The 26,387-nt window shown below is 67.9% G+C and carries 26 protein-coding genes; 15 read left to right on the top strand and 11 right to left on the bottom strand.

Annotated elements, in window-relative coordinates; genetic code table 11:
- Window positions 1–75 precede the first annotated feature (75 nt).
- Together QNN98_RS13775 and QNN98_RS13770 are read left to right on the top strand one after the other, a co-directional pair.
- On the top strand, window positions 76–702 hold the full coding sequence (locus QNN98_RS13775) for a hypothetical protein (protein ID WP_283997889.1): 627 nt from the start codon (window positions 76–78) through the stop codon (window positions 700–702).
- Window positions 703–768: 66 nt separating this feature from the next.
- Window positions 769–1,497 (top strand): YcnI family copper-binding membrane protein, encoded by a 729-nt coding sequence (locus tag QNN98_RS13770; RefSeq protein WP_283997887.1) that lies wholly within the window; start codon window positions 769–771, stop codon window positions 1,495–1,497.
- A gap of 63 nt (window positions 1,498–1,560) precedes the next feature.
- Here QNN98_RS13770 and QNN98_RS13765 read toward each other — a convergent pair whose 3' ends face one another.
- Window positions 1,561–2,622 carry an NAD(P)-dependent alcohol dehydrogenase gene (locus QNN98_RS13765; protein WP_283997885.1) on the bottom strand — a complete coding sequence of 354 codons (1,062 nt, stop codon included), beginning with the start codon at window positions 2,620–2,622 and terminating at the stop codon, window positions 1,561–1,563.
- Between the two features lie 46 nt (window positions 2,623–2,668).
- Here QNN98_RS13765 and QNN98_RS13760 point away from each other — a divergent pair, with 46 nt between their 5' ends.
- From QNN98_RS13760 to QNN98_RS13745, 4 genes are all read left to right on the top strand, one after another.
- A complete protein-coding gene (locus tag QNN98_RS13760; RefSeq protein ID WP_283997882.1) occupies window positions 2,669–3,241 on the top strand; it encodes a TetR/AcrR family transcriptional regulator in 573 nt (190 codons plus the stop codon).
- Window positions 3,242–3,353: 112 nt separating this feature from the next.
- The gene (locus QNN98_RS13755; RefSeq protein WP_283997880.1) at window positions 3,354–4,019 is read left to right on the top strand and encodes a DUF4232 domain-containing protein; all 666 of its coding nucleotides are present in this window, start codon (window positions 3,354–3,356) and stop codon (window positions 4,017–4,019) included.
- Between the two features lie 68 nt (window positions 4,020–4,087).
- The gene (locus QNN98_RS13750; protein WP_283997879.1) at window positions 4,088–8,986 is read left to right on the top strand and encodes an ATP-dependent helicase; all 4,899 of its coding nucleotides are present in this window, start codon (window positions 4,088–4,090) and stop codon (window positions 8,984–8,986) included.
- Window positions 8,987–9,021: 35 nt separating this feature from the next.
- Window positions 9,022–9,819, top strand: a complete 798-nt coding sequence (locus tag QNN98_RS13745) for an Fpg/Nei family DNA glycosylase (protein WP_283997877.1) — start codon at window positions 9,022–9,024, stop codon at window positions 9,817–9,819.
- 5 nt (window positions 9,820–9,824) lie between these two features.
- On the opposite strand, the gene QNN98_RS13740 is transcribed toward QNN98_RS13745, so the two are convergent.
- The gene (locus tag QNN98_RS13740; RefSeq protein WP_283997875.1) at window positions 9,825–10,691 is read right to left on the bottom strand and encodes a LysR family transcriptional regulator ArgP; all 867 of its coding nucleotides are present in this window, start codon (window positions 10,689–10,691) and stop codon (window positions 9,825–9,827) included.
- Window positions 10,692–10,760: 69 nt separating this feature from the next.
- On the opposite strand from QNN98_RS13740, the gene QNN98_RS13735 reads away from it, so the two are divergent.
- The 4 genes from QNN98_RS13735 (at window position 10,761) to QNN98_RS13720 (ending at window position 13,505) form a co-directional block, all read left to right on the top strand.
- Window positions 10,761–11,357: a LysE/ArgO family amino acid transporter gene (locus tag QNN98_RS13735; protein ID WP_283997873.1), complete on the top strand. Its 597-nt coding sequence runs from the start codon at window positions 10,761–10,763 to the stop codon at window positions 11,355–11,357.
- 4 nt (window positions 11,358–11,361) lie between these two features.
- Complete coding sequence (locus QNN98_RS13730; protein WP_283997871.1) at window positions 11,362–11,754, top strand: GNAT family N-acetyltransferase; 393 nt, start codon at window positions 11,362–11,364, stop codon at window positions 11,752–11,754.
- A 176-nt stretch (window positions 11,755–11,930) separates the two neighbouring features.
- Window positions 11,931–12,479: a MarR family winged helix-turn-helix transcriptional regulator gene (locus tag QNN98_RS13725; protein ID WP_229960322.1), complete on the top strand. Its 549-nt coding sequence runs from the start codon at window positions 11,931–11,933 to the stop codon at window positions 12,477–12,479.
- Window positions 12,480–12,587: 108 nt separating this feature from the next.
- Window positions 12,588–13,505 (top strand): serine/threonine-protein kinase, encoded by a 918-nt coding sequence (locus QNN98_RS13720; RefSeq protein WP_283997868.1) that lies wholly within the window; start codon window positions 12,588–12,590, stop codon window positions 13,503–13,505.
- 41 nt (window positions 13,506–13,546) lie between these two features.
- On the opposite strand, the gene QNN98_RS13715 is transcribed toward QNN98_RS13720, so the two are convergent.
- The gene (locus QNN98_RS13715) at window positions 13,547–15,088 is read right to left on the bottom strand and encodes a SulP family inorganic anion transporter (protein ID WP_227913111.1); all 1,542 of its coding nucleotides are present in this window, start codon (window positions 15,086–15,088) and stop codon (window positions 13,547–13,549) included.
- Between the two features lie 79 nt (window positions 15,089–15,167).
- On the opposite strand from QNN98_RS13715, the gene QNN98_RS13710 reads away from it, so the two are divergent.
- Window positions 15,168–16,070: an RluA family pseudouridine synthase gene (locus QNN98_RS13710; RefSeq protein ID WP_229960493.1), complete on the top strand. Its 903-nt coding sequence runs from the start codon at window positions 15,168–15,170 to the stop codon at window positions 16,068–16,070.
- 44 nt (window positions 16,071–16,114) lie between these two features.
- On the opposite strand, the gene QNN98_RS13705 is transcribed toward QNN98_RS13710, so the two are convergent.
- The 4 genes from QNN98_RS13705 to QNN98_RS13690 form a co-directional block, all read right to left on the bottom strand.
- A complete protein-coding gene (locus tag QNN98_RS13705; RefSeq protein ID WP_227913110.1) occupies window positions 16,115–16,420 on the bottom strand; it encodes a hypothetical protein in 306 nt (101 codons plus the stop codon).
- A 75-nt stretch (window positions 16,421–16,495) separates the two neighbouring features.
- On the bottom strand, window positions 16,496–16,948 hold the full coding sequence (locus QNN98_RS13700; protein WP_227913109.1) for a hypothetical protein: 453 nt from the start codon (window positions 16,946–16,948) through the stop codon (window positions 16,496–16,498).
- 229 nt (window positions 16,949–17,177) lie between these two features.
- On the bottom strand, window positions 17,178–18,389 hold the full coding sequence (locus tag QNN98_RS13695; RefSeq protein ID WP_283997866.1) for an acyl-CoA dehydrogenase family protein: 1,212 nt from the start codon (window positions 18,387–18,389) through the stop codon (window positions 17,178–17,180).
- A gap of 5 nt (window positions 18,390–18,394) precedes the next feature.
- The gene (locus QNN98_RS13690) at window positions 18,395–19,168 is read right to left on the bottom strand and encodes an SDR family NAD(P)-dependent oxidoreductase (RefSeq protein WP_283997864.1); all 774 of its coding nucleotides are present in this window, start codon (window positions 19,166–19,168) and stop codon (window positions 18,395–18,397) included.
- A 135-nt stretch (window positions 19,169–19,303) separates the two neighbouring features.
- Between QNN98_RS13690 and QNN98_RS13685 the strand changes: the two genes are divergently transcribed.
- A complete protein-coding gene (locus QNN98_RS13685; RefSeq protein WP_283997862.1) occupies window positions 19,304–20,431 on the top strand; it encodes a glycoside hydrolase family 76 protein in 1,128 nt (375 codons plus the stop codon).
- Window positions 20,432–20,465: 34 nt separating this feature from the next.
- Here QNN98_RS13685 and QNN98_RS13680 read toward each other — a convergent pair whose 3' ends face one another.
- Both QNN98_RS13680 and QNN98_RS13675 read right to left on the bottom strand, forming a co-directional pair.
- Complete coding sequence (locus tag QNN98_RS13680; protein ID WP_283997860.1) at window positions 20,466–21,338, bottom strand: class II glutamine amidotransferase; 873 nt, start codon at window positions 21,336–21,338, stop codon at window positions 20,466–20,468.
- 67 nt (window positions 21,339–21,405) lie between these two features.
- Complete coding sequence (locus QNN98_RS13675; RefSeq protein ID WP_227913104.1) at window positions 21,406–22,032, bottom strand: YdeI/OmpD-associated family protein; 627 nt, start codon at window positions 22,030–22,032, stop codon at window positions 21,406–21,408.
- Between the two features lie 127 nt (window positions 22,033–22,159).
- On the opposite strand from QNN98_RS13675, the gene QNN98_RS13670 reads away from it, so the two are divergent.
- Window positions 22,160–22,699 (top strand): NUDIX hydrolase family protein, encoded by a 540-nt coding sequence (locus QNN98_RS13670; RefSeq protein WP_227913103.1) that lies wholly within the window; start codon window positions 22,160–22,162, stop codon window positions 22,697–22,699.
- A gap of 84 nt (window positions 22,700–22,783) precedes the next feature.
- Window positions 22,784–23,650 carry a DUF6707 family protein gene (locus QNN98_RS13665; protein ID WP_227913102.1) on the top strand — a complete coding sequence of 289 codons (867 nt, stop codon included), beginning with the start codon at window positions 22,784–22,786 and terminating at the stop codon, window positions 23,648–23,650.
- Here QNN98_RS13665 and QNN98_RS13660 read toward each other — a convergent pair.
- Window positions 23,631–24,656, bottom strand: coding sequence for an FUSC family protein (locus tag QNN98_RS13660; RefSeq protein ID WP_283997856.1), 1,026 nt, complete (start codon window positions 24,654–24,656; stop codon window positions 23,631–23,633). The genes QNN98_RS13665 and QNN98_RS13660 overlap by 20 nt on opposite strands.
- A gap of 119 nt (window positions 24,657–24,775) precedes the next feature.
- Here QNN98_RS13660 and tgt point away from each other — a divergent pair, with 119 nt between their 5' ends.
- A complete protein-coding gene (gene tgt, locus QNN98_RS13655) occupies window positions 24,776–26,161 on the top strand; it encodes a tRNA guanosine(34) transglycosylase Tgt (RefSeq protein WP_502864748.1) in 1,386 nt (461 codons plus the stop codon).
- Here tgt and QNN98_RS13650 read toward each other — a convergent pair.
- Complete coding sequence (locus QNN98_RS13650; protein ID WP_283997854.1) at window positions 26,158–26,382, bottom strand: hypothetical protein; 225 nt, start codon at window positions 26,380–26,382, stop codon at window positions 26,158–26,160. The genes tgt and QNN98_RS13650 overlap by 4 nt on opposite strands.
- Window positions 26,383–26,387 lie beyond the last annotated feature (5 nt).

Here is a 26,387-nt window from a genome sequence, read left to right as displayed (position 1 = left end):
CACGGTAAAGTGGGAGCAGTTTTTCAGCAGTCCGGCAGGCCCTGCGCCGCGGCCGGCGGGACCGGAAAGGGAGCCATGCCCCAGCGCGCTGACCCCTTTCGCATGCTGCGTGCCGCCGCTGCCACCGCGGCAATCCTGGCCCTGGCCGTCGGCGCGCACACGGCCGGCGGAGGGAGCCTCCCGGCGCCGGTCCTCCTACTGGCCCTCGGCGCCTTCACCCTGGCCGGCGTCACCGTCACCACGGGGCGGCGGTTCCGTCCGGGCCGCCTGTTCCTGGTGCTCGGTTCCGCCCAACTCGTCCTGCACCACGCCCTTGCCGTCCTGGCACCGGCCACCCCGGTGTCCTGCGCGCCCGGCGCCGCCGCTGGCCACAGCGGCATGGCCAGCCACCACGCAACGGCGCTGGAGTGCCTGCCGGCCACCCTTCCGGCCGCTGCTGAACACGGCCTGCACGACGCCGGCCCCGCACTGCTCCTGGCGCACCTCGCCGCCGTGGTCCTCAGCACGCTGGCGCTGGCCCGCGGCGAGGACGCACTGCACGCCGCGGCGGCCTGGCTGCGCCCCCTGTTCACGGCGCCGTCACCCGTTTCCTTCCCGACCGCCCGGCCCGCCGCCATTTCTTCTCCGGCTCCCGGCCGGGTCCGGTCCCGGCACTGCCCTTCACGGCCGGTGCGCGGACCGCCGTCGTACGCGTTGGCCTAATCCCTTTTTCTTCATCCGTGCCGCTCCGCGGCTGCCGGCGCCTTCGCGCCACTGAAAGGTTTTCCCATGCGTACCTCCACCTCTGCCCTCCTCGCTGCCGGCGGCACCGCCGCCCTGATGGCCCTTGGCCTGGGCCCGGCCGCCGCCCACGTCCACATCACCCCGGACACCACCGGTGCCGGCGAGACGGCACTGCTCACATTCGACCTCTCGCACGGCTGCGAGGGCTCCCCCACCACGGCCCTGACCTTCACGCTGCCCGATGAGCTGACCGATGCCACCCCCACCGCCCACGCAGGCTGGGACGTCAAGAAGGTCACCGAGGAACTGCCCGAACCGCGCACCCTGTCCAACGGGTCGCAGGTCAGTTCCCGCACCAGCGCCATTGTCTACACCGCCCAGCAGCCGCTCGCCGACGGCGTCCGGGACAGCTTCACGCTCAGCGTCACCCTGCCCGGGGAAGAGGGCGCCACACTGGCGTTCCCCGTGCTGCAGACCTGCGCGGAAGGCCAGACCGACTGGTCGCAGGTGCCCGCCGAGGGCCAGACCGCCCACGACCTGGACTCCCCCGCCCCGGCCCTGACCGTCACCGAGGCCGATGACGACCACGGCGACCACGGCGACGGGCACGACCAGGGCGCACCGGCGTCGGCCACGGACTCGGACCGGGACGATGATGACGGCGACGTCGAAGCCGCGCAGACCGCAGGCTACGTGGGTCTGGGTGCCGGCCTGCTCGGCCTGGCCGCCGGCGTCACCGCACTGGTCCGGACCCGGGGCCGCAGCAAGGCCTAGCGCGCTGCGTTCCGGGGTTTGAGCGATGCCCGTCCCAGCCCTGAGCAGGGACGGGCATCGCTGTTATTCGGCTTTGTGCTCCAGACCTTCATCTATGCCGCGGAGGTCCAGCACGAAACGGTAGCGGACATCGTTCCGCGCCAGCCTCTCCAAGGCGAGGTCCGCCTCCTTCCACGGAAGGGTCTCAACGTCGGCAACAATGCCGTGCCGGGCACAGAAGTCCAATAACTCACGTGTGCGCCGGTGTCCCCCGCTCCCCGCCGAAGCCAACCGCTTCCGCCCGATCAGTAGATCTGTAGTGGCGAGAGTGAATGGGCCGAGATAGCCGAGGGAGTACAGGATGCCGTCGAGGTCCAGCGCCCTCAGGTACGGGGCCAGGTCATGCTCAACAGCTACCGTATCCAGGACAACGTCGAGGGTGCCCCGGCTCTCCTGCATGGCCCGCGCATCGGTTGAAACTATTACCTTCCCGGCACCCAGGGCCCGGGCATCTGCAGCTTTGGCCGGGGTGGTGGTAAAGACCGTGACCTCTGCTCCAAGCGCCCGGCCCAGCCGCACGGCGAGGTGCCCGAGACCGCCCAGTCCGACGACACCGAGTCTGGTACCGGGCCCAACACCGGCTGCCCGAAGCGGCTCCCACACGGTCACCCCGGCACACATCAGCGGTGCGGCACCGGCCGGATCAAGTCCGTCGGGCAGCGCATAAACGAAGTCTTCCCGGGCCACGTACCGCCCGGCGTACGCGCCCGCGGTTGTGCTCCCGTCCACGCGGTCCTGCCCGCCGTACGTCAAAGTCGGAAATTCCTCGCAGAAGTTCTCCTGCCCGGCCCGGCACATCCTGCAGGCCCCGCAGGAGTCAACGATATTGCCTACTGCCACCGTGTCCCCCGGTGCGAACCGCGTCACGGCGGGACCGACCGCTGCTACTTCCCCGATGAACTCGTGTCCCGGCACCAGCGGATAGGTGCCCCCGGCACCCGCGTGCAGGGCGTGAAGGTCTGAATGGCAGACCCCGCAGAAGGTAATCCGGATGTCTACGTCGTCGTCGCGCAAGGGACGGCGCCGGATAACAGCCGTCTGCAAAGGACCGCCGGGAGTAATTGCCTGAAGGGCTATGGTTTCCATTCCCGCCACACTACCTACTAGTTGGTAGTAAAGATATACTCTTCCCATGCCAAACGCTGAGGAAACCCGCCGCCGCATCCTCCATGCAGCCACCGAGGAATTTGCTGTCCGGGGCATCGCCGGAGCCAGGGTAGACCGGATCGCCGCCGCATCTGGGGCTAGCAAGCCCATGCTGTACGCCTATTTCGGCTCCAAGGAGCAACTGTTCGAGGCAGTATTCACCTCGCACGTGCTAGCCAACAGCAACCGGGTTCCGTTTACTGCGCATGACCTTGCCGGCTATGCGCTGCGCTTGTATGACGACTATGTCGCAGATCCGGCGCTTGTCCGGCTGATTGCCTGGAAGCGCCTCGAACGTGAATCCGCGGGCTATCTATACCCCGGACTGCAGGAGAATGATGCGGCACACCTGCGCGACATCGAGCAAGAGCAACGAACGGGGGGAATCCGTTCGGATATCGAGGTGGAGGATGTCTGGTCGCTCCTGATTTCAATGGCCTCCACTTGGGCTCAGGCTTCAATCACCGCTGTCGCCGGCGGAGGGGATCCCGCCCACGTCCATCAGAGGCGCCGGGCAGCACTGGCCGCCGTGGTGAAATCCGGCCTGTGCGTTCCGTAATCGTCAGCGCGGCCCGCCCGACGGCCGCGCAAACCCGTAACGGTTATGCGTCTTTCCGCCCCGCCCAGCGGGGCGGATTGACGCGCCCCGTCCGCAGGGACAGGGTGAGAGCATGAACAACCGAAACGCCGCCTCCCGTCCCGCCTCCGCCTCCCGCCGGGCACTGTCCCTTCTGGCCCTGCTGGCCCTTTCCGGCTCCGCGCTGGCCGGCTGCGGATCCCGGGATGACGACGGCGGCGGCGACGCGACGGCGTCGTCGTCGGCCTCACCCTCTGCAAGCGCGACGCCGACCGTTGGCGCCACGCCCGCTCCGGCAACCTCTCCCGCCGGCACCGGCGGGGCGGCTGCGACGGGACCGGCGCTGTGCACCGCTGACATGCTCAGCGGAACGGTGGAAGACATCCCCGGCGGCGCGTCTGCCGGCGGAGTGGCCCGTGCCCTGGTGCTGACCAATGCGTCCGGCGGGGGCGCCTGCACCATGATGGGTTACCCCGGCGTCTCCTACCTGGATGCTGCGGGCCAGCAGGTCGGGGCTGCCGCCGGAAGGCTCGACGATGTTGCCGCAACCCCCGTAACGCTGGAGCCCGGCCAGTCCGCTGCTGCGGAACTGCGCGAAACCGTGGCACAGAAATACGGTGAATGCCAGGTACAGGACACAGCCTCCCTGCTGGTCTACCCGCCGGAGGACACCACGTCCCTGACCGTCGCCTACCCCTCCACGGGGTGCCTGAACGGTGACATTGAACTGCTGCAGGTAGGCGCACTGCAGGCCCGCTGATATTCGGCCTGCAGCCAAACCTGGCCGGCTGCGGGAAAACTGTCAGCGGTGTGGGGAAGAATAGTGGCATGACATCGGCGTCCTCGGTGCAGGCCCTTTCCCGGCAGGCCCGGTCCGTGCTCGGCAAATTCACCCCCGCCACCCGGGAATGGTTTGAGGGTGCCTTCGCTGCGCCCACCCCCGCCCAGCTGGGCGCCTGGGATGCGGTCAGCGAAGGCGCCAATGCCCTGGTGGTAGCCCCCACCGGCTCCGGCAAGACGCTGGCCGCTTTCCTGTGGGCGCTGGACAGCTTCATTGCCGCTGCCGCGCAGACCACGCCGGCGGATCCCACCCTGGACATTCCCCTGCCGGCGGCCGGAAAGGCGTCCGGCTCCCGGCGCGCCAAGGAACCGAAACGCAAAACAAAGGTCCTGTACATTTCCCCGTTGAAGGCCCTGGGCGTGGACGTGGAACGGAACCTGCGTTCCCCGCTGATCGGCATCACGCAGACCGCCAAGCGGCTGGGCCTGCCCGCGCCGTCCATCACTGTGGGCGTCCGCTCCGGCGACACCCCGCAGAATGAGCGCCGCGCGCTGCTGACCCGGCCGCCGGACATCCTCATCACCACCCCTGAATCCCTCTTCCTGATGCTCACCTCCCAGGCCCGGGAAACCTTGGCCGAGGTGGAAACCGTCATTGTGGACGAGGTCCACGCCGTGGCCGGCACCAAGCGCGGCGCACACCTGGCCGTGACCCTGGCCCGGCTGGACGCCATGCTTGAAAAGCCCGTGCAGCGGATCGGGCTCTCCGCCACCGTGGAACCGCACGAAACCGTGGCCCGCTTCCTGGGCGGCAACGCGCCGGTGCGGATTGTGGCGCCCGAATCCAAGAAGAACTGGAACCTCACCGTCACCGTCCCGGTGGAGGACATGACGGACCTCGGCGGGGCTCCGGCCGCCGAAGACACCGCGGAGGGCGGCTACGCCCCGCAGGCGAGCATCTGGCCGCATGTGGAGGAGAAGATTGTCGACCTCATTGAGGCCAACCGCTCCACCATCGTCTTCGCCAACTCCCGGCGCCTCGCCGAACGGCTGACCGCCCGGCTCAACGAGATCCATGCCTTCCGGCTCGAAGCGGCGTCCGCGGCCACCGGGACCGACGACGCCGCGCCGGTGCCGGCCGTCGGACCCGGGATATCCCGCCCGCCGGCCCAGATCATGGCGCAGGCCGGAGTGTCCGTGCTGCGCCGCGCAGACCTGGCGGTGGAGGACGACACTCCGCTGCTCGCCCGCGCCCACCACGGCTCGGTGTCCAAGGATCAGCGCGCCCTGATTGAGGATGACCTGAAATCCGGCCGGCTGCGCTGCGTGGTGGCCACCAGTTCCCTGGAACTGGGCATCGACATGGGTGCGGTGGACCTGGTGGTGCAGGTCGAGTCCCCGCCCTCGGTGGCCAGCGGGCTGCAGCGGGTGGGCCGTGCCGGGCACCAGGTCGGGGAAATTTCCCAGGGCGTGATGTTCCCCAAGCACCGCGGTGACCTGCTCAATTCCGCTGTCACCGCCGAACGGATGCTGGCCGGGCAGATCGAACCGCTGTCCATTCCGGCCAATCCGCTGGACATCCTCGCCCAGCAGACCGTGGCCGCCGCCGCCCTGGGCTCCATCGACGTGGAGGAATGGTTCGACGTCGTCCGCAACTCGGCACCGTTTGCCGGCCTGCCGCGCTCTGCGTTCGATGCCACCCTTGACCTGCTCTCCGGCCGCTACCCGTCGGACGAATTCGCCGAACTGCGCCCGCGGATCGTCTGGGACCGCACCGAGGGGACCATCACCGGGCGGCCCGGAGCCCAGCGCCTGGCCGTGACCTCCGGCGGCACCATCCCGGACCGCGGACTCTTCGGCGTCTACCTGGTGGGCGATTCAGAGGGCAAGAACAGCCGCCGGGTCGGTGAACTCGACGAGGAAATGGTCTACGAATCCCGGGTGGGGGACATCTTCGCCCTGGGCGCCACCAGCTGGCGGATCGAAGACATCACCCATGACCGGGTCCTGGTCTCCCCCGCCTTCGGCCAGCCGGGCAAACTGCCGTTCTGGCGCGGGGACTCCCTGGGCCGGCCGGTGGAACTGGGCCGGGCACTGGGCGCGTTTGTGCGCGAGATGGCCGGCTCCGACGACGACGCCGCCCGCGAACGGCTGGCCGCCGTCGGACTGGACGAGTGGGCCGCCGGGAACCTGATCACCTATCTGCGCGAGCAGCAGCAGGCCACCGATGTGGTCCCCAATGACAAGTCCCTGGTGGTGGAACGCTTCCACGATGAACTCGGCGACTGGCGGGTCGTCCTCCACAGCCCCTACGGCATGCCGGTCCACGCGCCCTGGGCGCTGGCCGTGGGCGCCCGGCTGCACGCCCGCTACGGACTGGACGGCTCCGCGATGGCCTCCGACGACGGCATTGTGCTGCGGGTGCCGCTGATGGAAGACGAACCGCCCGGCGCCGAACTGTTCCTGTTCGACCCAGAGGAACTGGACTCCATCGTTACCGCCGAGGTGGGCGGCTCCGCCCTGTTCGCCTCCCGCTTCCGGGAATGTGCGGCCCGCGCCCTGCTGCTGCCGCGGCAGAACCCCTCCAAGCGCACCCCGCTGTGGCAGCAGCGGCAGCGCTCGGCGCAGCTGCTGGATGTCGCCAAAAAGTACCCTACGTTCCCCATCGTGCTCGAAACGGTGCGCGAATGCCTGCAGGACGTCTACGATCTGCCGGCTTTGAAGGACATTGCGTCCGGCATCGAGCGCCGCGAGATCCGCCTGGTGGAAACCACCACGCCCTCGCCGTCGCCGTTCGCCCGCTCGCTGCTGTTCGGCTACGTGGGGGCCTTCCTCTACGAGGGTGATTCCCCGCTGGCCGAACGGCGGGCCGCGGCCCTGTCGCTGGACCCCACGCTGCTCAATGAACTGCTGGGCCGGGCCGAGCTGCGCGAGCTGCTGGATGCACGGATCATCAGCCGCATCGAGCAGGAGCTGCAGCGCCTGGCACCGGACCGGAAGGTCCGCGGGCTCGAAGGCGTGGCCGATCTGCTGCGCCTGCTCGGCCCGCTCTCCGTCCCCGAGGTCGCCGCAAGGCTGCAGCCGGCCGAACCCGCACCGGAGGGCACCGCACCGGAACCGGCATCCCAGGACTACGCGGAAGAGCTGCTGGACCAACTGGTCCGCGCCAACCGCGCGCTGCGGATCGGTATGGCCGGCACCGCCCGCTACGCCGCCATCGAAGACGCCGCCCGGCTCCGCGACGCCCTGGGCGTCCCGCTGCCCATGGGTGTGCCGCTGGCCTTCATCGAGCCGGTGGCCGATCCGCTCGGTGACCTGGTGGGCCGCTACGCCCGCACGCACGGGCCCTTCACCGCGGCGGAGGCGGCGGCCCGGCTGGGACTGGGCGTCGCCGTCGTCACCGGCACCCTGCAGCGCCTGGCCGGTGAAGGCCGGGTGGCCGAGGGCGAGTTCCGCCCCGCGGAAACCCTGCTGCTGGACGCGAACGACGGCGTGGACTCCACTCCCCCGGTCACCGTCACAGTGCCCGGCGCGCCCGGCGGCACCGAATGGTGCGACGTGGAGGTGCTGCGGCGGCTGCGGCGCAGCTCGCTGGCGGCGCTGCGCTCCGAAGTGGAACCGGTGGACCCGGCCACCTACGGACGGTTCCTACCTGCCTGGCAGAACGTGGGTTCCGGGCTGCGCGGGCTCGACGGCGTGGCCACCGTTATTGACCAGCTCTCCGGGGTGCCCATCCCGGCGTCGGCGTGGGAACCGCTGATCCTGGGCTCCCGGGTGCGGGACTATGCGCCGGCCATGCTGGATGAACTGACCGCCACCGGCGAAGTGATCTGGTCCGGCAGCGGCTCCCTGCCCGGCAACGACGGCTGGATTTCCCTGCACTTGGCCGAAAACGCTCCCCTGACTCTTGCTCCGTCCCCGGACTTCGAGCCGGGCGCCCTGCACCTGCGGCTGCTGGAGGTCCTGGGCAACGGCGGCGCGTATTTCTTCCGCCAGCTCAGCGACGGCCTGGCCGGAAACGGTCCCGCGGAAACCGATGCCAATGTGGTGTCCGCGCTGTGGGAACTGGTCTGGGCCGGACGGATCAGCAACGACACCTTCACCCCGGTGCGCTCCCTGCTCTCCGGAGGGAAAACAGCGCACAAGCAGCGGGCCGCCACCCCACGCGCCCGCACCGCCCGGATGGGGCGGCTGGGCCGGGCGCCGGGCGCTTCATTGACCGGCAACTCCCTGCGGCTGGCCGGCGGCGGCACCGCAGCCGCCACGCTGCGCAACGCCCCGCCCATGGTGGCGGGCCGGTGGAGCATGCTGCCGGCGGTGGAAACCGACACTACCCTGCACGCCCATGCCACGGCGGAGCTGATGCTGGACCGCTACGGTGTGGTCACCCGCGGCTCCGTTGCCAGCGAGGGTACGGCCGGCGGCTTCGCCCTGCTCTACCGGGTGCTGGCCCGGCTGGAGGAGATGGGCCGGTGCCGGCGCGGCTACTTCATTGAACAGCTCGGGGCCGCGCAGTTCGCGGTCCCGGCCACGGTGGACCGGCTGCGCTCCTTCTCCGAAGACGCGCAACTGAAGCAGCCGGAGCCCACCGCCGTCGCCCTGGCCGCCACCGACCCCGCCAACCCCTACGGCGCGGCCCTGCCCTGGCCGGCCCTGGACGGCGGGCACCGGCCCGGCCGGAAGGCCGGCGCGCTGGTGGTCCTGGTCGACGGGGACCTGGCGCTGTACGCCGAGCGCGGCGGCAAGACCCTGCTGACCTTCACGGAGGATCCGGCGGCGCTGGAACTGTCCGCCGCCGCCCTGGTCCGCATTATCCGGCGCGGCGCGGCGGAGAAAATGGCCATTGAGAAGGTTAACGGCGCCGACATCCTGGACACCGAGGCCGCCCGGGCGCTGACCGCCGCCGGTTTTTACACCACCCCCAAAGGCCTGCGGTACCGTGTCTGAGATGCGCGGCACCGTCCGCGGCGAACGGAGGGGACGTGCCTGAGGGCGATACCATCTGGCGGGCAGCCCGGGACCTCAACGCCGTTTTGGCCGGCCAGGAGCTGACCCGTTGCGATATCCGCGTGCCGAAATTCGCCACCACGGACTTCACCGGCGACACGGTGCAGGACGTGGTGTCCCGCGGTAAGCACCTGCTGATCCGCGGCGGCGATCCCGAAGACGGCTGGATCCTGCATTCGCACCTGAAAATGGAGGGGCTCTGGCACGTCTACGCCCGCGGCGAGAAGTGGCGGCGTCCGGCCTTCAAGGCGCGCGCCGTCCTGGAAACCGCCACGCACCAGGTGGTCGGGTTCGACCTCGGTTTCCTGCGGGTGCTGGCCCGCAAGGATGAGGAGGACGCCGTGGGCTACCTCGGTCCCGATCTGCTGGGTCCGGGCTGGGACGCTCAGGAGGCGCTGCGCCGGCTGCGGGCCGAGCCGGAGCGGCCCATCGGCCTGGCGCTGCTGGACCAGCGGATCATGGCCGGGATCGGCAACATTTACCGGTGCGAACTGTGTTTCCTGGCCGGCGTCCACCCGCTGACCCCGGTCTCCGACGTGCCGGACCTGCCGCGGCTGGTGGACCTGTCCAAGCGGCTTCTAGAGGTCAATAAAGCCCGTCCCCGCCGGATCACCACCGGCGCCATGGGGCGGGACCAGCTTTGGGTGTACAACCGGGAACGGCGGGGGTGCCTGCGCTGCGGCACCAAGGTGGCCCATGAGCTGCTGGGCGATAACGAGCTGGAACTCCGGGACCTGTATTACTGCCCGCACTGCCAGCCGCTGCGGGGTTAGGTCTTCTACCGCAGCCGGGCGGCGGCCTGCCGGGTGGCGGCACTGATGCGGCGCAGGCGTTCCGAATCGAGCTTCCAGGCCTGCCAGTACAGCTGCACATCCTCGTAGGCGCTCCCGTCCAGCAGCACCAGCGTTCCGTCGTCGAGGTCCGAACCCAACTGCAGTTCCGGCAGCATGCCCCAGCCCAGCCCCGCGCGGACCGCGGCCAGGAACGCCTCCGAAGACGGGATGGTGTGCCGCGGCGGAAGGCCGGTGACGCCGCGGGCCGCCAGGAACCGCCCCTGCAGGTCATCCTTGGCGTTAAAGCGAACCACGGGCATGGTGTCCCAGCTGACCCCGTCCGCCCCGGCGTATTGCTGCCGCAGGGCCGGCGTGGCCACCGGGAGATACCGCATGGCGCCCAGCAGCTCGGCCCTGCATCCGTTGACCGGCACGGGATCGGCAGTGACGGCACCAATGACGTCGCCGCTGCGCAGGAGCCGGGCACTGTGGTCCTGGTCCTCTACCTGCAGTTCCAGCGTGCCGTCCGTCCACGCGGCAGCTTCGGAGAGGACCGGCCGGAACCAGGTGGCAAGTGAATCAGCGTTAACGGCCACCGGCGTCGACGTTCCGGCTCCGGTGCCTGTGGACAGTGCCGTCCGGGCCTCGGATTCCAGCAGCTGTATCTGCCGCGCCATCCGCAGCAGGACCGCCCCCGCCTCGGTCGGAGTACACGGAATGCCGCGCCGGACCATGATTTGCCCCTCCGCATTCTCCAGGGCCTTGATCCGCTGGCTGACCGCTGACGGACTGACATGGAGGCGCTCGGCAGCCGCTTCGAAGGTTCCTTCGTCCACGACGGCGGTCAGGGCCCGTAGTTGCTCGAGGTTCATGAAGCAAAGCTAATGCATCCGAAGAATAATTCGTTGGCCTGAATTCAGTGTGCTGGTTACGGTGAACATATGTGGAGCATCGCGGCAACCGGCATGGTCACCGGCCTTGGACTCATCGTGGCTATCGGCGCGCAGAACGCCTTTGTGCTGCGGCAGGGCATCCGGCGGGAACACATCGGCACGGTGGTGCTGCTGTGCGCGCTCAGTGATGCCATCCTGATCCTGGGCGGCACAGCCGGTATCGGTGCACTGGTCTCCAGGTTCCCGCAGGCACTGGATTTGCTGCGCTGGGCCGGCGCCGCCTATCTGGCCTGGTTCGGCATCCGGTCCATCCGCTCGGCACTGAAGCCGTCCTCGCTCGGCGCACAGGAACCCCGTTCCCGCGGATCGGTGGTCAGCACCGCGCTGGCCCTGACCTACCTGAATCCGCACGTTTACCTGGACACGGTGGTGTTTCTGGGCAGCCTTGGCAACCAATACGGCACCAGCGGCCGCTGGATCTTCGCGGCCGGGGCAGTGGCCGGCAGCGTCCTGTGGTTTTCGGCCCTGGGCTACGGCGCCCGGTCGCTGGCGAAGTTCCTCAAAAGCCCCCGCACCTGGCAGATCCTTGATGTGTTGATCGGCATTGTGATGCTGGCGCTGGCCGTGCTCCTGCTCCTGCGCTGACATTATGTCGACGCCACCGGTGGACGCTTATCTGCGGCTGCGCACCGAGTCCGGTTTGACACCTAAGCGGCCGGACCAGGCAGCAGCGGCCCTTGCCGGCAGCTGGGCCGCGGCTCACATCGTGGAAGCCGAAACGGGACAGCCGGTGGCCATGGGACGGGTGGTCGGTGACGGCGGCTGGTATTTCCTTATCGCAGACATGGCCGTCCTGCCCGGGCACCAGCGGCAGGGCTTGGGCGACCGCGTACTCACGGCATTGCTGGAAACCATCCGCGCCGAGGCACCCGCCGGGGCCTGGGTCACGCTCATGGCCGATCCTCCGGGGCGCCGCCTCTACGCCCGGCACGGATTCCGCGAATTCGCCCCGGATGCACTGGCCATGGCCCTGACCCTGTAGCTGCGGCGAACCTGCTGCCGGCTCTCGTTTCTGCTGCCCATTCACGTTTCTGCTGCCCATTCACGTTTCTGCTGCCGGTTTAAACCGGCAGCAGAAACGCAAAGCGGCAGGACAACCGAAATGTGTCGCAGCGATCCCTAGGCGGGCTACCTTCCAGCAGGGCTAGGATTATTCGAATGGACACCCCGCAGCAGGACCCCGAACGCAACGGGTACTGGTATTCGCCGGACCCGGAACACCCCCGGGCCCGCGACGTTTTGGATGCAGTGCGCAGCTACCGGGCAGCGGAAACCCGGGTCCGCCGGCACACCCAGGACGCCATGGGGATGAACGAGAATGACCTGCTGGCCATGCGCCACCTCATGCAGGCCCGGCAGTCCGGCGGGAGTCTTGGCCCGAAGGACCTGAGCCGGCTGCTGGGCATTTCCACCGCCTCCACCACGGCACTGATCGACCGGCTCGAGAAGGGCGGCTATGTGCGCCGGCGCGCCCGCCCCAATGACCGCCGGGCCTGGGAGATTGTCCCCACCGAGGTCTCCGACACAGAAGTCCGGCAGACCGTAGGCGACATGCACGGGCGGATGCTGCAGGCAGCTGCAGAACTATCCCCGGAGGAGGCCGATACCGTGATCCGGTTTATGGCCCGGCTCCGGCAGGCTCTGGGCGGGACGCCCGGCGAACCCGCTCCGGACGGTTCCGCCGAGGCCGCCGGTACCGCCCAGTAGCTATCCAGGTAGTCCGCACCGCCACGTGCCGCTGGACAGCACGCGTATACCCATTTATGGTTAGCTGAGCTAGTAGCTAGATAGGCTAACTAAAGCATCGGGGGAAGCATGGCGGCAAGCGCGCTCGGACACCTGTCCCAGGCACCGTCACTGCCGCGGACGGATACCTCCGGATTCAGCCCCCACGTACTCATTGACGGCCGCTTCTGCCTGGATGAGCCCATCGGCCGCGGTACGGCCGCCTATGTATGGCGGGCCACCGATCTGGCGACCCTGGACAAAGTTGCCGTAAAGATCTTTTCCTCTCCGCTGGGCCACTCGCCGTCGGGCCGCGAAGCCGCACGCGAGGCCGAGGCCCTGGGCGCGGTAAGCAATCCGCATGTGGTCCAGGTGATTGCCACCGGAACCGTCGGGCATCCCGCAAGCGGGGTGCAGACGCCGTATCTGGTTCTCGAACTGGTGCCGGGACCCAATCTCCGCCAGCACCTTGCCGGGAGCGGTGCGCTGCCGCCCACGGCCGCTGCACAGCTTGGCACCGACCTTACGGAGGGCCTGGCCGCTATCCACGCCGCGGATTATCTCCACCGCGACATCAAACCCTCGAACATCCTGCTGGCCCCCGGAACCGGCGCGAAAGTCGCCGACCTCGGCACCGCCGTCAGCACGCTCCTGCCTGCCCGCAGCGCTTCGTCCTACGGCAGCTTGCCGTACATGAGCCCGGAGCAGGTCACCGGTTCCCGGCTAACCCCCGCCACGGACATCTACTCGCTGGGCCTGGTACTGCTGGAAGCGCTGGCCGGACGGCGGGCATTTGACCTGCCGCAGGTTGAATCCATGGTGGCCCGGACCGTCCGGGCACCGGAGATTCCTTCAACGCTGCCCGCCGGTTGGCGGTCACTCATCACCGCTATGACCGCACTGTCCCCGCAGGAACGCCCGACGGCGGAGCAGTGCCGGCGCGCCCTGTCGGCTCTGTTTGAGGACGCCCCGGCAGGATTCCGGGACATGGACCTCAACGCCGCCTGAACCGCGGTCGCCGGCTGCGAACCGGTCATGCGGCTACCAGATCAGCCCAGGCGGCCTGCCATCCGGTCGCGCATTTTGCCCGAGGCCGCGTTCAGCCCCACTACTTCCACTTCAGTGCCGCGCCGCCGGTACTTTTCCGCCACCGCATCCAGTGCCGCCACCGTGGAGGCATCCCATACATGGGAGCTGCTGAGGTCAATGACCACGCGCGCCGGATCCTGGACGTACTCGAACTGCGAGTACAGGTCATTCGAAGAAGCGAAGAACAACTCGCCGTTGACCGTATAGGTGGCGGCCGCGTTGCCGGCGTCGTCCTCCGCCACGCTGCGCTCCACCGTCACGAAGTGCGCCACCCGCCGGGCGAAGAGCACCATCGCCACCAGCACACCGACGCCGACGCCAGCGGCCAGGTTGTGGGTCCAGACGGTCACCACCACGGTGGACAGCATGACGGCTGTTTCGCTCTTGGGCATCATCTTGAGGGTGGACGGACGGACGCTGTGCCAGTCGAAGCTGGTCACGGCGACGAAGATCATGACGGCCACCAGGGCGGCCATCGGAATGAGCGCCACAACGTCCCCGAGGACCACCACGAGCAGCAGCAGGAAAACGCCGGCGAGGAAGGTGGAAATCCGGGTCCGGGCGCCGGAGCCCTTCACATTGATCATGGTCTGGCCGATCATCGCGCAGCCGCCCATGCCGCCAAAGAAGCCCGTCACGATGTTGGCAACCCCCTGACCCCACGCTTCCCGTGTCTTGTTGGACCGGGTATCTGTGACGTCATCCACCAGTTTCGCCGTCATCAGCGACTCCAGGAGTCCCACGAAGGCCACGGCCAGCGCGTACGGAAAGACCACTTGCAACGTATCCAGGCTGAGGGGAACATCCGGCAGCAGCAGCGACGGGAGGCTGTCCGGCAGGTCGCCTTTGTCACCCACGGTGGGGACAGCGATGGAAGCGGCCACCGTGATCGCCGTGATGACGACAATCGCTACCAGCGACGCGGGCACCGCCGTCGTCAGCCGCGGCAGCCCGAAGACGATGAGCACTCCAAGGGCCGTGAGCGGATACACCAGCCACGGCACCCCCAGCAGCTCGGGCACCTGGGCGATGAAGATGAGGATGGACAGCGCGTTGACGAAACCCACCATGACCTGGCGCGGGATGAAACGCATCAACTTAGCCACACCGAGCAACGCGAGCAACACTTGGAAAACCCCTGCCAGCAGCACTGCGGCAATCATGTACTGCACACCGTGGGACGCCACGAGCGGGGCGATAACCAGGGCGACGGCGCCGGTCGCAGCGGAAATCATGGCCGGGCGGCCGCCCAGGAAGGAAATGGTGACAGCCATGGTGAAGGCAGAAAACAACCCTATCCTCGGGTCCACACCGGCGATGACGGAGAAGGCCAGCGCCTCGGGAATGAGCGCGAGGGCCACCACCAATCCGGCAAGCACCTCGGTCTTGAGCAGCTTGGGCGTTCGCAGCGTCCGCCGCACCGATTGGCGTTCCTCCGGTGTGAGTGCCGGTACGGAAGAGGTTTGCGGGTTCTGTGCTGCACGAACTGGTTTAGCGGCCACCGGGCTCCGTTCCAAGGGGTCTGCGGGCGGAATCGCCCAACCCAATTTACGTCCGGGCACCGGATATCCTGAAATGGTGATGCAATCCCCGCTACCCGTGCGCAACGGAGTTAATGCCACCCGCCTGCGCCTGCCCGACGAGGGTCCCTGGGAAACCGCCATGGACTATGTCCTGGAGCGCTTCGGCCATGTGGATCCGGACGGGATTGTGGACCGCTTTGAGCGGGGCGAGGTGGTGGGCCTGGGCGGGATTCCGCTGACCCGGGCCACGCCCCTGAACGCGCACACGTTCATTTGGTACTACCGGGAACTGCCGCCCGAGGAGCGGATTCCGGTGGAGATCGGCATCCTGCACCAGGACGAGGACCTGCTGGTGGTGGACAAGCCGCATTTCCTGCCGACGACGCCGGGCGGTATGTACGTGGCCGAGTCGGCACTGGTGCGGCTGCGGGTCCAGCTGGGCATTCCGGACCTGATTCCCATGCACCGCCTGGACCGGATGACCGCCGGCGTGCTGCTTTTCTCCACCAACCCCGCCAGCCGGGGCAAATACCAGGTGCTGTTCGAGAAGCGGCGCATCGAGAAGGAGTATGAAGCCGTGGCCCCGGTGCGGGAGGACCTTGAGCTGCCGCGGATTGTGCGCAGCAGGATGATCAAGTCGCGGACGTATCTTCTGGCGCAGGAAATCGAGGGCGAGCCGAACGCCGAGACCCGGATTGAGCTGATGGAACGTGCCGGCGGGCTGGGCCGCTACCGGCTGTTGCCGCACACCGGCAAGACCCACCAGCTGCGGGTGCACATGGCGTCGCAGGGGATCGGGATCCTGAACGATTCGTTTTATCCGGAGCTGCTTCCGCAGGCGGCGGACGACTATTCGAAGCCGCTGCAGCTGCTGGCGCGATCCGTGCGGTTTACCGATCCGCTGACCCGGGAGCCGGTGGAATACCGCAGCCGCCTCACCCTGGATGCGTTCCCGGGCTGAGGACGCTGCCGGGCTGTCCCTGGCATTTCCCGCCGAAGAGCCGGTTACAACACCGTCCAGCGCCCGCGCATCCGCCGCAGCACCCGCAGGTCCTGCCCGTTGGCGACTTCCTCCACGGCGGCACGCATGTTGATGGCTGCCCGGCGCGCCCGTGAATTCTCCACGGAGAACTCGTCATCCGGCACCGTAAACCGCAGCGTGATCCGCGGAACCCCGGACACAATGTCGAGCTGATTCGCTTCCACGTGGTGTGCTGTGCCCAGCGCCGCAACCGCGGTTTCCATGACGGCCTCGGGCTGGTTGCCCGGCTTTAGTCCCAGGATATTCAGCTGGACGCGGAAGGAAGGCATAGCTCCAGCCTAGTGCCGCGGGGCCCGGTGCCGGTCCGTGGACCAGGGCTGCCGGACCCCGCAGGTTGATGCTGGCTAGACCTGCTCTTCGGGATTGAAGTCAGCAAGGGGATCGCCGCCGCGGTGGGAGGGATCATCGCTTGCGTCTTCCTCATCACCTACAGTCGGGTCACCGAAGTCGACGTCGTTGGCTGCCTCACCGATGGTGGGCTCCTCCGGCGGAACCTGGTCGGCGCCGGTGAGGAAGCGTTCCTCGGCGGTCTCGTCCCGCAGGGTCTGATCGGAGAGCTCGCCCGGTTCGTTCAGGGGCTCCTCTCCGCGGATCAGGGGATCTTCCTGCCAGTTGTCCGGGTTGTCCTCTGCGGCGCCGGGGTACGTCAGGTCTTCGGCGTCCACCAGTTCGTCCTGCTCCAGCAGTTCGTCTTCGGAGACCACCGAAAGCTCGTCGGGGGTGGCAACCGCGGCTACGTCGTCGGCCAGGACCGGATCGTCGCCCAGCTCGGGGTCAGGAATGCTCTGCTCGCTCATAAACCATGCCTTTCGGTCCGGTAAACCGGGCCGCCGTTGCTGCGACCCATTTAGTAAGCCTACTGATCCTTTACGCACTCTGCCACCCGGCCTCTTCCGGGCTGCCGGACAATCTGCTGCCAGTTTGGGAAATCCCTCCGGTTTGCAGTGGCAGGGATTTCCCAAACCGGTCGATTTTTCCCGTGCCGTAGGGAAATCGCCCGCCCCCGCAGGGGCCGCCCCCAGAGCCCTAACGCAGCGCGGACACCCCAGTAACGTCCCGGCCGACAATCAGGGTGTTGATCTCGTACGTTCCCTCGTAGGTGTAGATGGCCTCGGCGTCGGCAAAGATCTTGGCCATCCGGTAGTCGGTGACAATCCCGTTCCCGCCCAGGATGCTCCGGCCCAGTGCCACGCTTTCGCGCATCCGGGCACTGGCGTAGGACTTGGCCAGCGCTGCCCGGGCCATGCCTCCGCTCACTTCACCGCCCGCGTATCCCCCGTGCTCAAGCTCCGTAACCCGGGCCAGCATCCCCGTGCTGGCCACGGCGTTACCCAGGATCTGCACCAGCTGCTGCTGGATGAGCTGGAAGGAAGCCAGCGGGCGGCCGAACTGGAGGCGTTCGACGGCGTAGGCCCGGGCGACGTCGAACGCCGCCAGCTGTGCGCCCACGGCCTGCCAGCCGACCATGATCCGGGACCCGCGCAGCAGCTGCTTGGTGTCGTCGAAGCTTTCCACTCCGGCCAGCAGATCCGCCGCGGGCACCCGCACGTTGTCGAGGAAGATGTCGGCGTTCTGCACGGTGCGCAGCGCGGTCTTGTTTTCAATCCGGGTCCGGGTCACCCCGGGCAGGTTGGCGTTGAGCAGGAGACCGCGGGTGCGGCCCGTTTCCGGTTCCAGTGCCCACAGCACCATGTAGTCGCAGAACGTACCGTTGCCGATCCAGCGTTTTGCACCGTTGAGGACCCAGGTGTCGCCGTCGCGCACTGCCGTGGTGGCCATGCCGCCAGCCACGTCCGAGCCGTGCTCCGGCTCGGTGAGGGCAAACGCGCCTGTTATGCGCAGGGCGCGGGCGTCCTCCAGCAGCCGGGCCTTCTGCTCCTCGGACCCAAAGGCGTGCAGGGCCTCCACAAACAGGTCATGGTGGACCATAAAGAAGGTGGCCAGGGACGTGTCCGCACGGGTCATTTCCGCAATGACGAGACCCGCAAACAGCGGTGAGTGGCCCTGCTGCACGGGGGTGGACAGGTCCAGTTCAGCCAGCTTTGGCAGCAGCTCGGCGGGGAACCGGGCCTCATTCCACCAGGTGCCCGCGTGCGGAAGCACTTCCGCGGCAAGGAAGCGCCGCAGCTGCGCCAGCTTGTCCTTTTCGGGATCGGAGAGCAAGTCTTCAAAGGCGTAAAAGTCGGCGTCCGGCAGATCCGGCAGGGCCTCGGCCGGGAACGGGTTCGTTTCCGTCATCAGGCTCAGCGAGGTCCCATCCGGATGGCGCCGTCCAGGCGGATGGTTTCCCCGTTCAGCATCTGGTTTTCAATGATGTGCGCGGCCAATGAGGCGTATTCGGTGGCGCGGCCCAGACGGGAGGGGTGCGGCACCTGCGCGGCCAGGGAGTCCTGGGCAGCCTGCGGCAGGCTGGCCATCATGGGTGTCTCGAAGATGCCCGGGGCAATGGTGACCACCCGGATCAGGTGGCGGGCCAGCTCGCGGGCCAGCGGCAGGGTCATGGCAGCCACCCCGCCCTTGGACGCGGCGTAGGCCGGCTGGCCGATCTGCCCGTCGAAGGCCGCCACGGACGCGGTGTTGATGATGATGCCGCGCTCCTCGGTGCCGTTGGCCGTTACGGGTTCGGTTTCCGCCATGGCGGCCGCGGCCAGCCGGGTCACGTTGAAGGTGCCGATCAGGTTCACGCTGATCACGCGGGCGAAGTCCTCCAGCGCCAGCACGCCGTCGCGGCCCAGCACCTTGCCGGGGGTCGCGATGCCGGCGCAGTTCACGGCCACCCGCAGCGGTCCGGCGGCCATGGCGGCTTCGACGGCGGCCTGCATCTGCTCGGGGTCGGTCACGTCGCCGGGCACGAAGCGGGCGTTGTCGCCCAGTTCCCCGGCATAGGCCAGGCCGTTGGACTGCGGCAGGTCAACCAGCACCACGGACGCACCGGCGTCGTACAGTTTCCGCGCCGTTGCGCGCCCGAGTCCGGACGCTCCTCCAGTGACTATTGCTGATGCGCCTGCGATGTCCATGCGTTCCTCCTGCTTGCCAATTCCCCGTGCTGATCCATCTGCCGCAGCAACTGTAGTGCAGCTCACACGGCAGGATCCGAGCCTACTGTGCGTCGGCTGGTGCCGCATCCTCCGCGGCTGGTCTAGGGTTGGCGCATGCTCTTCGAGGACCCTGCCCTGGACGCCGACGACCGCGCCGAGGCAGCCGCACGCACGGTTAGTGCGGCTTTCGGCCGGCAGCTGGCCGGATTGCCCGGCACCCATCTGGCTGCCACCCGGCACCCGTTGTCCCGGCTGGCGGAGCTGCGCCAGCCCTGGCATTACTGGTGGCAGGCACACTATCTGGACTCACTGGTGGATGCGGCTCTGCGGGAACGCCGCACCGGCACCCCGTTCCGCGGACCGGAGCATCCCGCCGCCGCCGAGCTGGCCCCCGCGCTGGTGCGTACCATCGGGCTGCGCAACCGGATGCGGTACACCAACCGGTTCTACGACGACATGGCCTGGCTGGCACTGTCCGTGGGACGCCTGAACTCCCTGTCCGGGTCCCGCGACCGGCAGCGTCCCTACCGCAAGGTTCTGCAGACCCTGGACGCGGCCCTGGTATCGGCCCACACGAACGATCTGGGCGGCGGCATCTATTGGAACCGTGACCGGAACTTCAAGAACACGCCGGCAACCGCCCCGGCTGCCCTGCATTTTGTTCGGACCGGGTCCCGGGACCGGGCTCAGGCGCTGGTGGACTGGCTTAACGCCACCTTGCTGGATCCGGAAACCGGCCTGTACATGGACGGGGTGAAGGTGGTCCGCGGCCGCCCGCAGCTCGAATCCCGGATCTTCACCTACAACCAGGGGCCGGTGCTGGCTGCCCTGCTGGAATTGGGCGGCAGCGCCAACCTCGCCCGGGCACAGGAGCTGGTGGCTGCCGTTCGGCAGCATTTGACCGACGACGGCGGCCCCTCGCCGGTGCTGCGAACCCACGGTACCGGGGACGGCGGGTTGTTCACGGGAATCCTGGCTCGGTACCTTGCCCAGGCCGCAGTGTCGCCCGCCTTGCCCGAACCATCCCGCCGCACAGCGTCGGAACTGGTGGACGCCACCGCGCAGGCCCTGTGGGAGGGGCGGGCCAAACGCGGGGAATGGGAGCTGTTCTCCACCCATCCCCTGCAACCGGCCGCCAACACCTATCCGGGCGGCTCCACGGTGGAGCTCTCCACCCAGCTGCAGGCGTGGATGGTGCTGGAAGCGTCGGCCCGGGTGCGGCGGGCCGACCTGGACGGGTAACCCGGCCCGGCACCGTACCGGTGGTACGCCGGGGTCAGCTGACTTTCAGTGGATGCTGCGACGCCGCGGCCTTGCCATCCAGGTCTGCCAGGGTGATCAGGTGTTCCGGGTGCTGTGGAAGCAGGAACAGGCGGTCCATGGTGAGGCTGCTGTCCACGTGCAGCACTTCGCCGGAATCCAGCAGCCGCCAGTTGGGGTCCTCGTCCATTTTTTCGGTGGCCACCATCACGGCCGGTCGGTTTTCCTGCCGCATCTGGTCGCTGTGGACACTGATGCGGTCAGTGCGTTTGTCCCCGTGCTGGTTTCCGGAGGCCACCTGCAGCACATACAGCGGATGGGTGTCCGGGTAGCGGACCGCCCACAGATCGGTGGCGGTAGTGAGGACGAGGTTGACCGCGTACAGCCGGAGGTTTTCCGCCACCCAGGCCACGGCCGTGCCGATGGCTTCGGTGACGTTGCCGCCGTTGGCCCTTGCTTCGGCGGTGATGAGCGCGAAGACACGTTCGCTGTCCGTGTCCCCCTTCACCAGGCCATACACATCCAGTTGCCGCAGCCGGTCATCGAGCTTGTCCAGGTCCTCCACCACGCCGTTGTGGGCCAGCAGCCGGCCGTCCTGCTCAAAGGGGTGGGTGTTGACGGCGGTGTCAGCGCCGGTGCTGGCGTAACGCACGTGGGCAATGAACGTGGTGCTCTCCAGGTCCCGTGCGGCCTGGGCGTACTGAACGTCCTCGTAGGCCGCAATGGGTGCCTTGTCCGTGTGCGGCTTCCCGTCGGGGCCGAAGGTGCCGATGCCGAAACCGTCCGCTTCCTTCCGGCTTTGCCGGGCCAGGCTGTCCGGTGCCGTGAGGAGCCAGAAGGTGGCCGCGACCGGGGTTTTTCCTGCGTGCATACCGAAGAGCCGGCACATCTGGACCTCCTGGTGGAACCGGTTGGACGGCCGGCTGCTGCTTCTGTCCCGGCCCGGTGGGATGCCCCTATGCGTCCGACGGCGTGTCCGCCGGGGACGGGGGCGGGGGTGTGCGTTTCTGCGGATAGGGACTGCGGTGTTCCCGGAGCATCTGGACAAAGGCCTCAATGCGGCGTTCCCTGCCCTGCTGCGTTTTGAGGTTCTTGAGCCGGAAATACATGGCATAGCGGTTCTGCGCGGTCAGTACGTCGAACATCCGCTGGGCTTCGGGATCGGCGGCAATGGCTGCCTGCAGGTCCGCCGGGAGCTCCGCCGCCGCAGGTCCGGCGTAGGCGGCGTCCCAGCGTCCGTCGACTTTTGCGCTGAGGACCGCGTCGCGGCCGGCCGGGTGCATCCTGCCCTCTGCCTCCAGCCGGTTGATGTGCCCCACGTTCCGCAGCGACCAGACGCTGCGCGCTCCCCGCGGCTGGAACCGCTGAACATAGCTCTGCTCGTCGCGTTTGTCCGCCTGGGCGTCAATCCAGCCGAAGCAGAGGGCCTCGTCCAAAGCCAGTTTGTAGGTCAGCCCCGTTACGGTGCCGCCCTTGCGGCCCAGCACCAGCCGTACGCCGGAAGATCGGGCATAGTTGTGCTCCAGCCACTCCCGCCAAGCCCCGGCATCCGGCAGGAGGAGCTCCGGGAGCTCCCGTGTCATGGATCAAGCGTAGGGCGGCCGCGGCGCGGCCCGAAAGGCCCCGGGGCTGTATTGGAGCCGTTCAGCCGATGGCCGAAGCGCAGCGTGCCGAATGACTGGCAGGGCCTGTTTGGGGTAGAACACTGCTATGAACGTTCGTACTCCTGACCCTTATCCAGGCTGGCTTTCCGAGGAAGACCTCTACGAAGCCCGGCAGCGCCTGCCCATGGTTTACGTTGAAGCCGTCCCGGTCCGGTGCGACCCGCTGGGCTACGTCACGGAGGTGGGGCTGCTGCTGCAGGCCACACCCGAGGGCCGGATGGTGCGTTCCTTCGTCTCCGGGCGGGTGATGTACCGCGAAACCATCCGCGGCGCGCTGCTGCGCCACCTGGAAAAGGACCTTGGCCCCATGGCGCTGCCGCAACTGCCGCCCACTCTGGTGCCGTTCGCCGTCGCCGAGTACTTCCCCTCCCCCTCCCAGAGCGGGCTCACTGACGAGCGCCAGCACGCCGTCGCGCTGGCCTACCTGATTCCCGTGACCGGTGAATGCGATCCGCGCCAGGATGCCCTGGAGCTGTCCTGGCTGACGCCGGAGGAGGCCCTCAGCCCGGCCATCTACGCCGAGTTCTCCGGCGGGCGGGGCGACCTGCTCCGCCAGGCGCTGGCCTCGGCCGGCTGGGGCCGCTGACCGGGACGCTGACGAACCGGCGTTACCGGAGCTTTATATAATGGGAGGTCTGGGGAGCCGAGGTCCAACCACGAAGGAATCGCCATGTCTGAGAGTGCGCCGGAAACGTATACGTTCCGGGTCAATGCGGAACTGCTAGCCCCCGGCCAGAAACTGGTTCCCGGTGACGGGCCCGCGGCACCGCTGGCTCCGGTCGCCGGCACCAGTGTGGAGGAAGACGACTTCGGCACTCCCGCGCTGGTGATCGTGAAGCTTGAGGACGGCAGCTCGCTGCGGCTGGCGCACGGATCATCCGTCCGGGTACAAGCCCCGGCACCGGAGGGCGCGCCGTCGGACGCCGTGCGCCAGGTGCCCTCCGAAGAGGACAACGCGGCCGAAATCATCGCCGAAGCCGCCGCAGCGCATCCCGGTCATGCCGCCGTGCAGGAGATTGCCGGCCGGCTGGAACGCGGCCTGAACGTGAAGTCCGGCAGCAATCTCCAGGATGTCCGCGACCTGGCCTATCTGCTGTTCGTGGACCTGGGCGATTCCGGGAACGCCCTAAAGGTCTGCAACGTCATCACCGGGCTGCCCTTTGACGGGAACTTCGGGCGGTGGAACTGGATCCAGGGTGCGTTGAGCCTGGCCGCACACATCACCCACGAGGCCGGCGACGACGAGAGCGCTGCCGCGTACAGCCAAGCAGTGCGCGCGGCGGACGCAACCGAGACGGACCCCTTGAGGGCGAAAGTCGCAGCCGAACTGCTGCAGCGCCAGCTGAATGAACCCAACTTGTATGACCGGGAAATCCATCGTGCCGCTGAGGCAGGCAACGAGGACAGCGAGAAGGAATGGCGGGTCCTGCGCCTGAACGCCCTGCTGTACCTGCGGGCCCACGGCGGTTCGCAGACCCTCACGGACGCGGAAATCGACCGCCGGATCCAGACCGAACTTATCGCCGTCCGGGGCTAAGGCGCTTCCGGCGCAGGTGCACAACAACCACCACGGCCATGCCGACGGCGGCACCAATCAGGGTCTCAATCCCCCGGTCCCGCAGCAGTTCCACGGGATTGCTGGGATGCGCCAGTTCCGTGCTGACCAGCGCCAGGGGCGTGACCACCGCCTGGGCCAGCGCGTACTGGCGGGCAATCAGCATTTCAGCGCCGAACTGGCAGGCTGCGATGACCAGCACCATCTGCCAGGGTTCCAGGCCGGGAAACAGGATCAGGGCCGTTAGGACCAGGCCCGCGAACGTGCCCAGGATCCGCTGCAGACCGCGGTAGACCCCGTGGCGGGCGGTTTGGCCCACCAGCGGAACCGTGGCGGCCACCATCGCCCAGTAATTGTGGCCGATGCCCAGCATCGTGGCAATGGATCCGGCCAGAAGCGCGGCCACCGCGTACTGCAGCCCGTCTATATAGATGAGGCGGCGCTGTGCAGCGGAGAACCGGGGACGGACCGGACGGCTCCAGTCCGTGCGGTAGTGCCGGGCAAGCATTCCGGACTGGCCAACCAGGATGGAGAACGCCACCGTCAGGACCGCAACGAGCATGCCCTGCCAGACCGGCGGCTGGTTCGGCACCGAGGAGATAGCCGCAAACGCAAAGATGTGGAACAGCGAGCCGGCCGGCCGCAGCCGCCAGAATCCGGTGACCACGGTGCCCAGCCCCGCCACAAGGGTGGTGCCTATAACGGTTCCCCACTCATCCAGGTCCAGCCGTGCGCACAGGGCTGCGGCCAGGATGACGGCCAGCATCAGCGCTCCGGCGCGGACCTGGTGGCCAAGGCGCTGGCGGTGCGGTTCGTTGCGCCCGTAAATGCCGGTGAAGGCACCGAAGGAGGCAAAGATCGCCAGGTCGATGCGTCCCAGGAACAACACCAGCAGAAGCGGCAGGCCAATACCGATGGCACAGCGGATGGCCACGTGGTGGTCATTGTTGGCCGGAGCAATCCGGAACATTTCTTTCAGGTGCGTCAAGGGGGCAGACACAGCCTTTCTTGCCGTGGACATCGCAGAAGGAGTGGGCCGGTGACCCGGATGTGCCTTCCGAACCCGCACCTTCCAACGTATCCCCGGAGAAGTTCGGGCTGAAATAAATGTGGGGAACGTCCCACACCGTCCCCTCCGCCGCCCGCAGCCCCCGCGGCGCCCCCAGCGGCCCGGCGTCGTCCCCGGAAACCGAGCCGCCCGGGGTAGGGCAAAATGGAAGGGTGTCTTCTTCAGCCTTCTCCTTCACCCTCGGTAAGCGCCTGCGCGAAACCGCCCCCGCAGCGGCCGAAGCCCGCGTAGAGGCGAACGGAGGCGGCTTCCAAGGCCGGACGGGCACCATCTCCACTCCGCACGGCGAGATCAAGACCCCGGCGTTCATCGCGGTAGGGACCAAGGCCACGGTCAAGGCCGTGCTGCCCGAGTCGGTTGCGGAGCTGGGCGCGCAGGCTGTGCTGGCCAACGCGTACCACCTGTACCTGCAGCCCGGCCCGGACATCCTGGATGAGGCCGGCGGGCTGGGAAAGTTCATGAACTGGTCCGGCCCCACCTTCACCGATTCCGGCGGTTTCCAGGTCATGAGCCTGGGTGCCGGGTTCAAGAAGGTCATCAACATGAATGCCGACGGCACCACCCATGCCACGGGAGCGGACGACGACGTCGCGCCCGGCAAGGAACGCCTGGCCCACATTGACGACGACGGAGTCTGGTTCAAGTCGCACCTGAACGGAGACAAGCACCGGTTCAGCCCGGAAATTTCGATGCAGGTCCAGCACAAGATCGGCGCGGACATCATGTTCGCCTTCGACGAGCTGACCACCCTGATGAATTCGCGCGGCTACCAGGAAATGTCGCTGGAACGCACCCGCCTGTGGGCGCTGCGCTGCCTGGCCGAACACGAGCGGCTCACCAAGGAGCGGGCTGGAAAACCGTACCAGGCACTGTTCGGGGTGCTGCAGGGCGCCCAGTACGAGGACCTGCGCCGCAAGGCTGCCCGGGACCTGGGTGCCATGGACTTTGACGGCTTCGGCCTGGGTGGCGCCTTCGAAAAGGAGAACCTGGGCACCATTGTCCGCTGGTGCACGGAGGAACTGCCGGAGAATAAGCCCCGGCACCTGCTGGGCATTTCCGAACCCGATGACATTTTCACGGCCATCGAGAACGGTGCCGACACCTTCGACTGCGTCTCCCCCACCCGGGTGGCCCGCAACTCAGCGTTCTACACGCCGTACGGGCGCAAGAACCTCTCAAACTCCAAGTTCAAGAAGGACTTCGGTCCGCTGGTGGACGGCTGCGACTGCTACACCTGCACCAACTACACCCGGGCGTACATCCAGCACCTGTTCAAGTCCAACGAGATGGTCAGCCATACGCTGATCTCCATCCACAACGAACGGTTCACCGTAAAGCTGGTGGATGACGCCCGGCTGGCCATCGAGGACGGGTCCTTCTTCGACTTCAAGGCCGAGGTGCTGGGGAAGTACTACAGCGCCTAGTTCCAGGTGCGCGGCAGCGGTTCGTTCTCCTGCTCATCCGGCTGTCCGGTGACGTTCTGCTGCTCGGCGGTGGGATCTTCCGGGCCGCCGGTAGGGGCACCGGCTCCGGACTGCTGGCCCGCCTGCTGGTTTCCGGACCCGTCAGGCTCCGGCGGATCGACAATCTGCAGCTGTTCTTCGGCCTTGGTTTCGTTCTGTTCGAAATCTTTGTCCTCGGGCATGCTGT

It is taken from the genome of Arthrobacter sp. zg-Y1143 (assembly GCF_030125565.1).
In the GTDB taxonomy this organism is placed as follows: domain Bacteria; phylum Actinomycetota; class Actinomycetes; order Actinomycetales; family Micrococcaceae; genus Arthrobacter_B.
The sequence above is the reverse complement of the archived record's forward strand: the minus strand, read 5'-3'. Positions and strand labels throughout refer to the sequence as shown.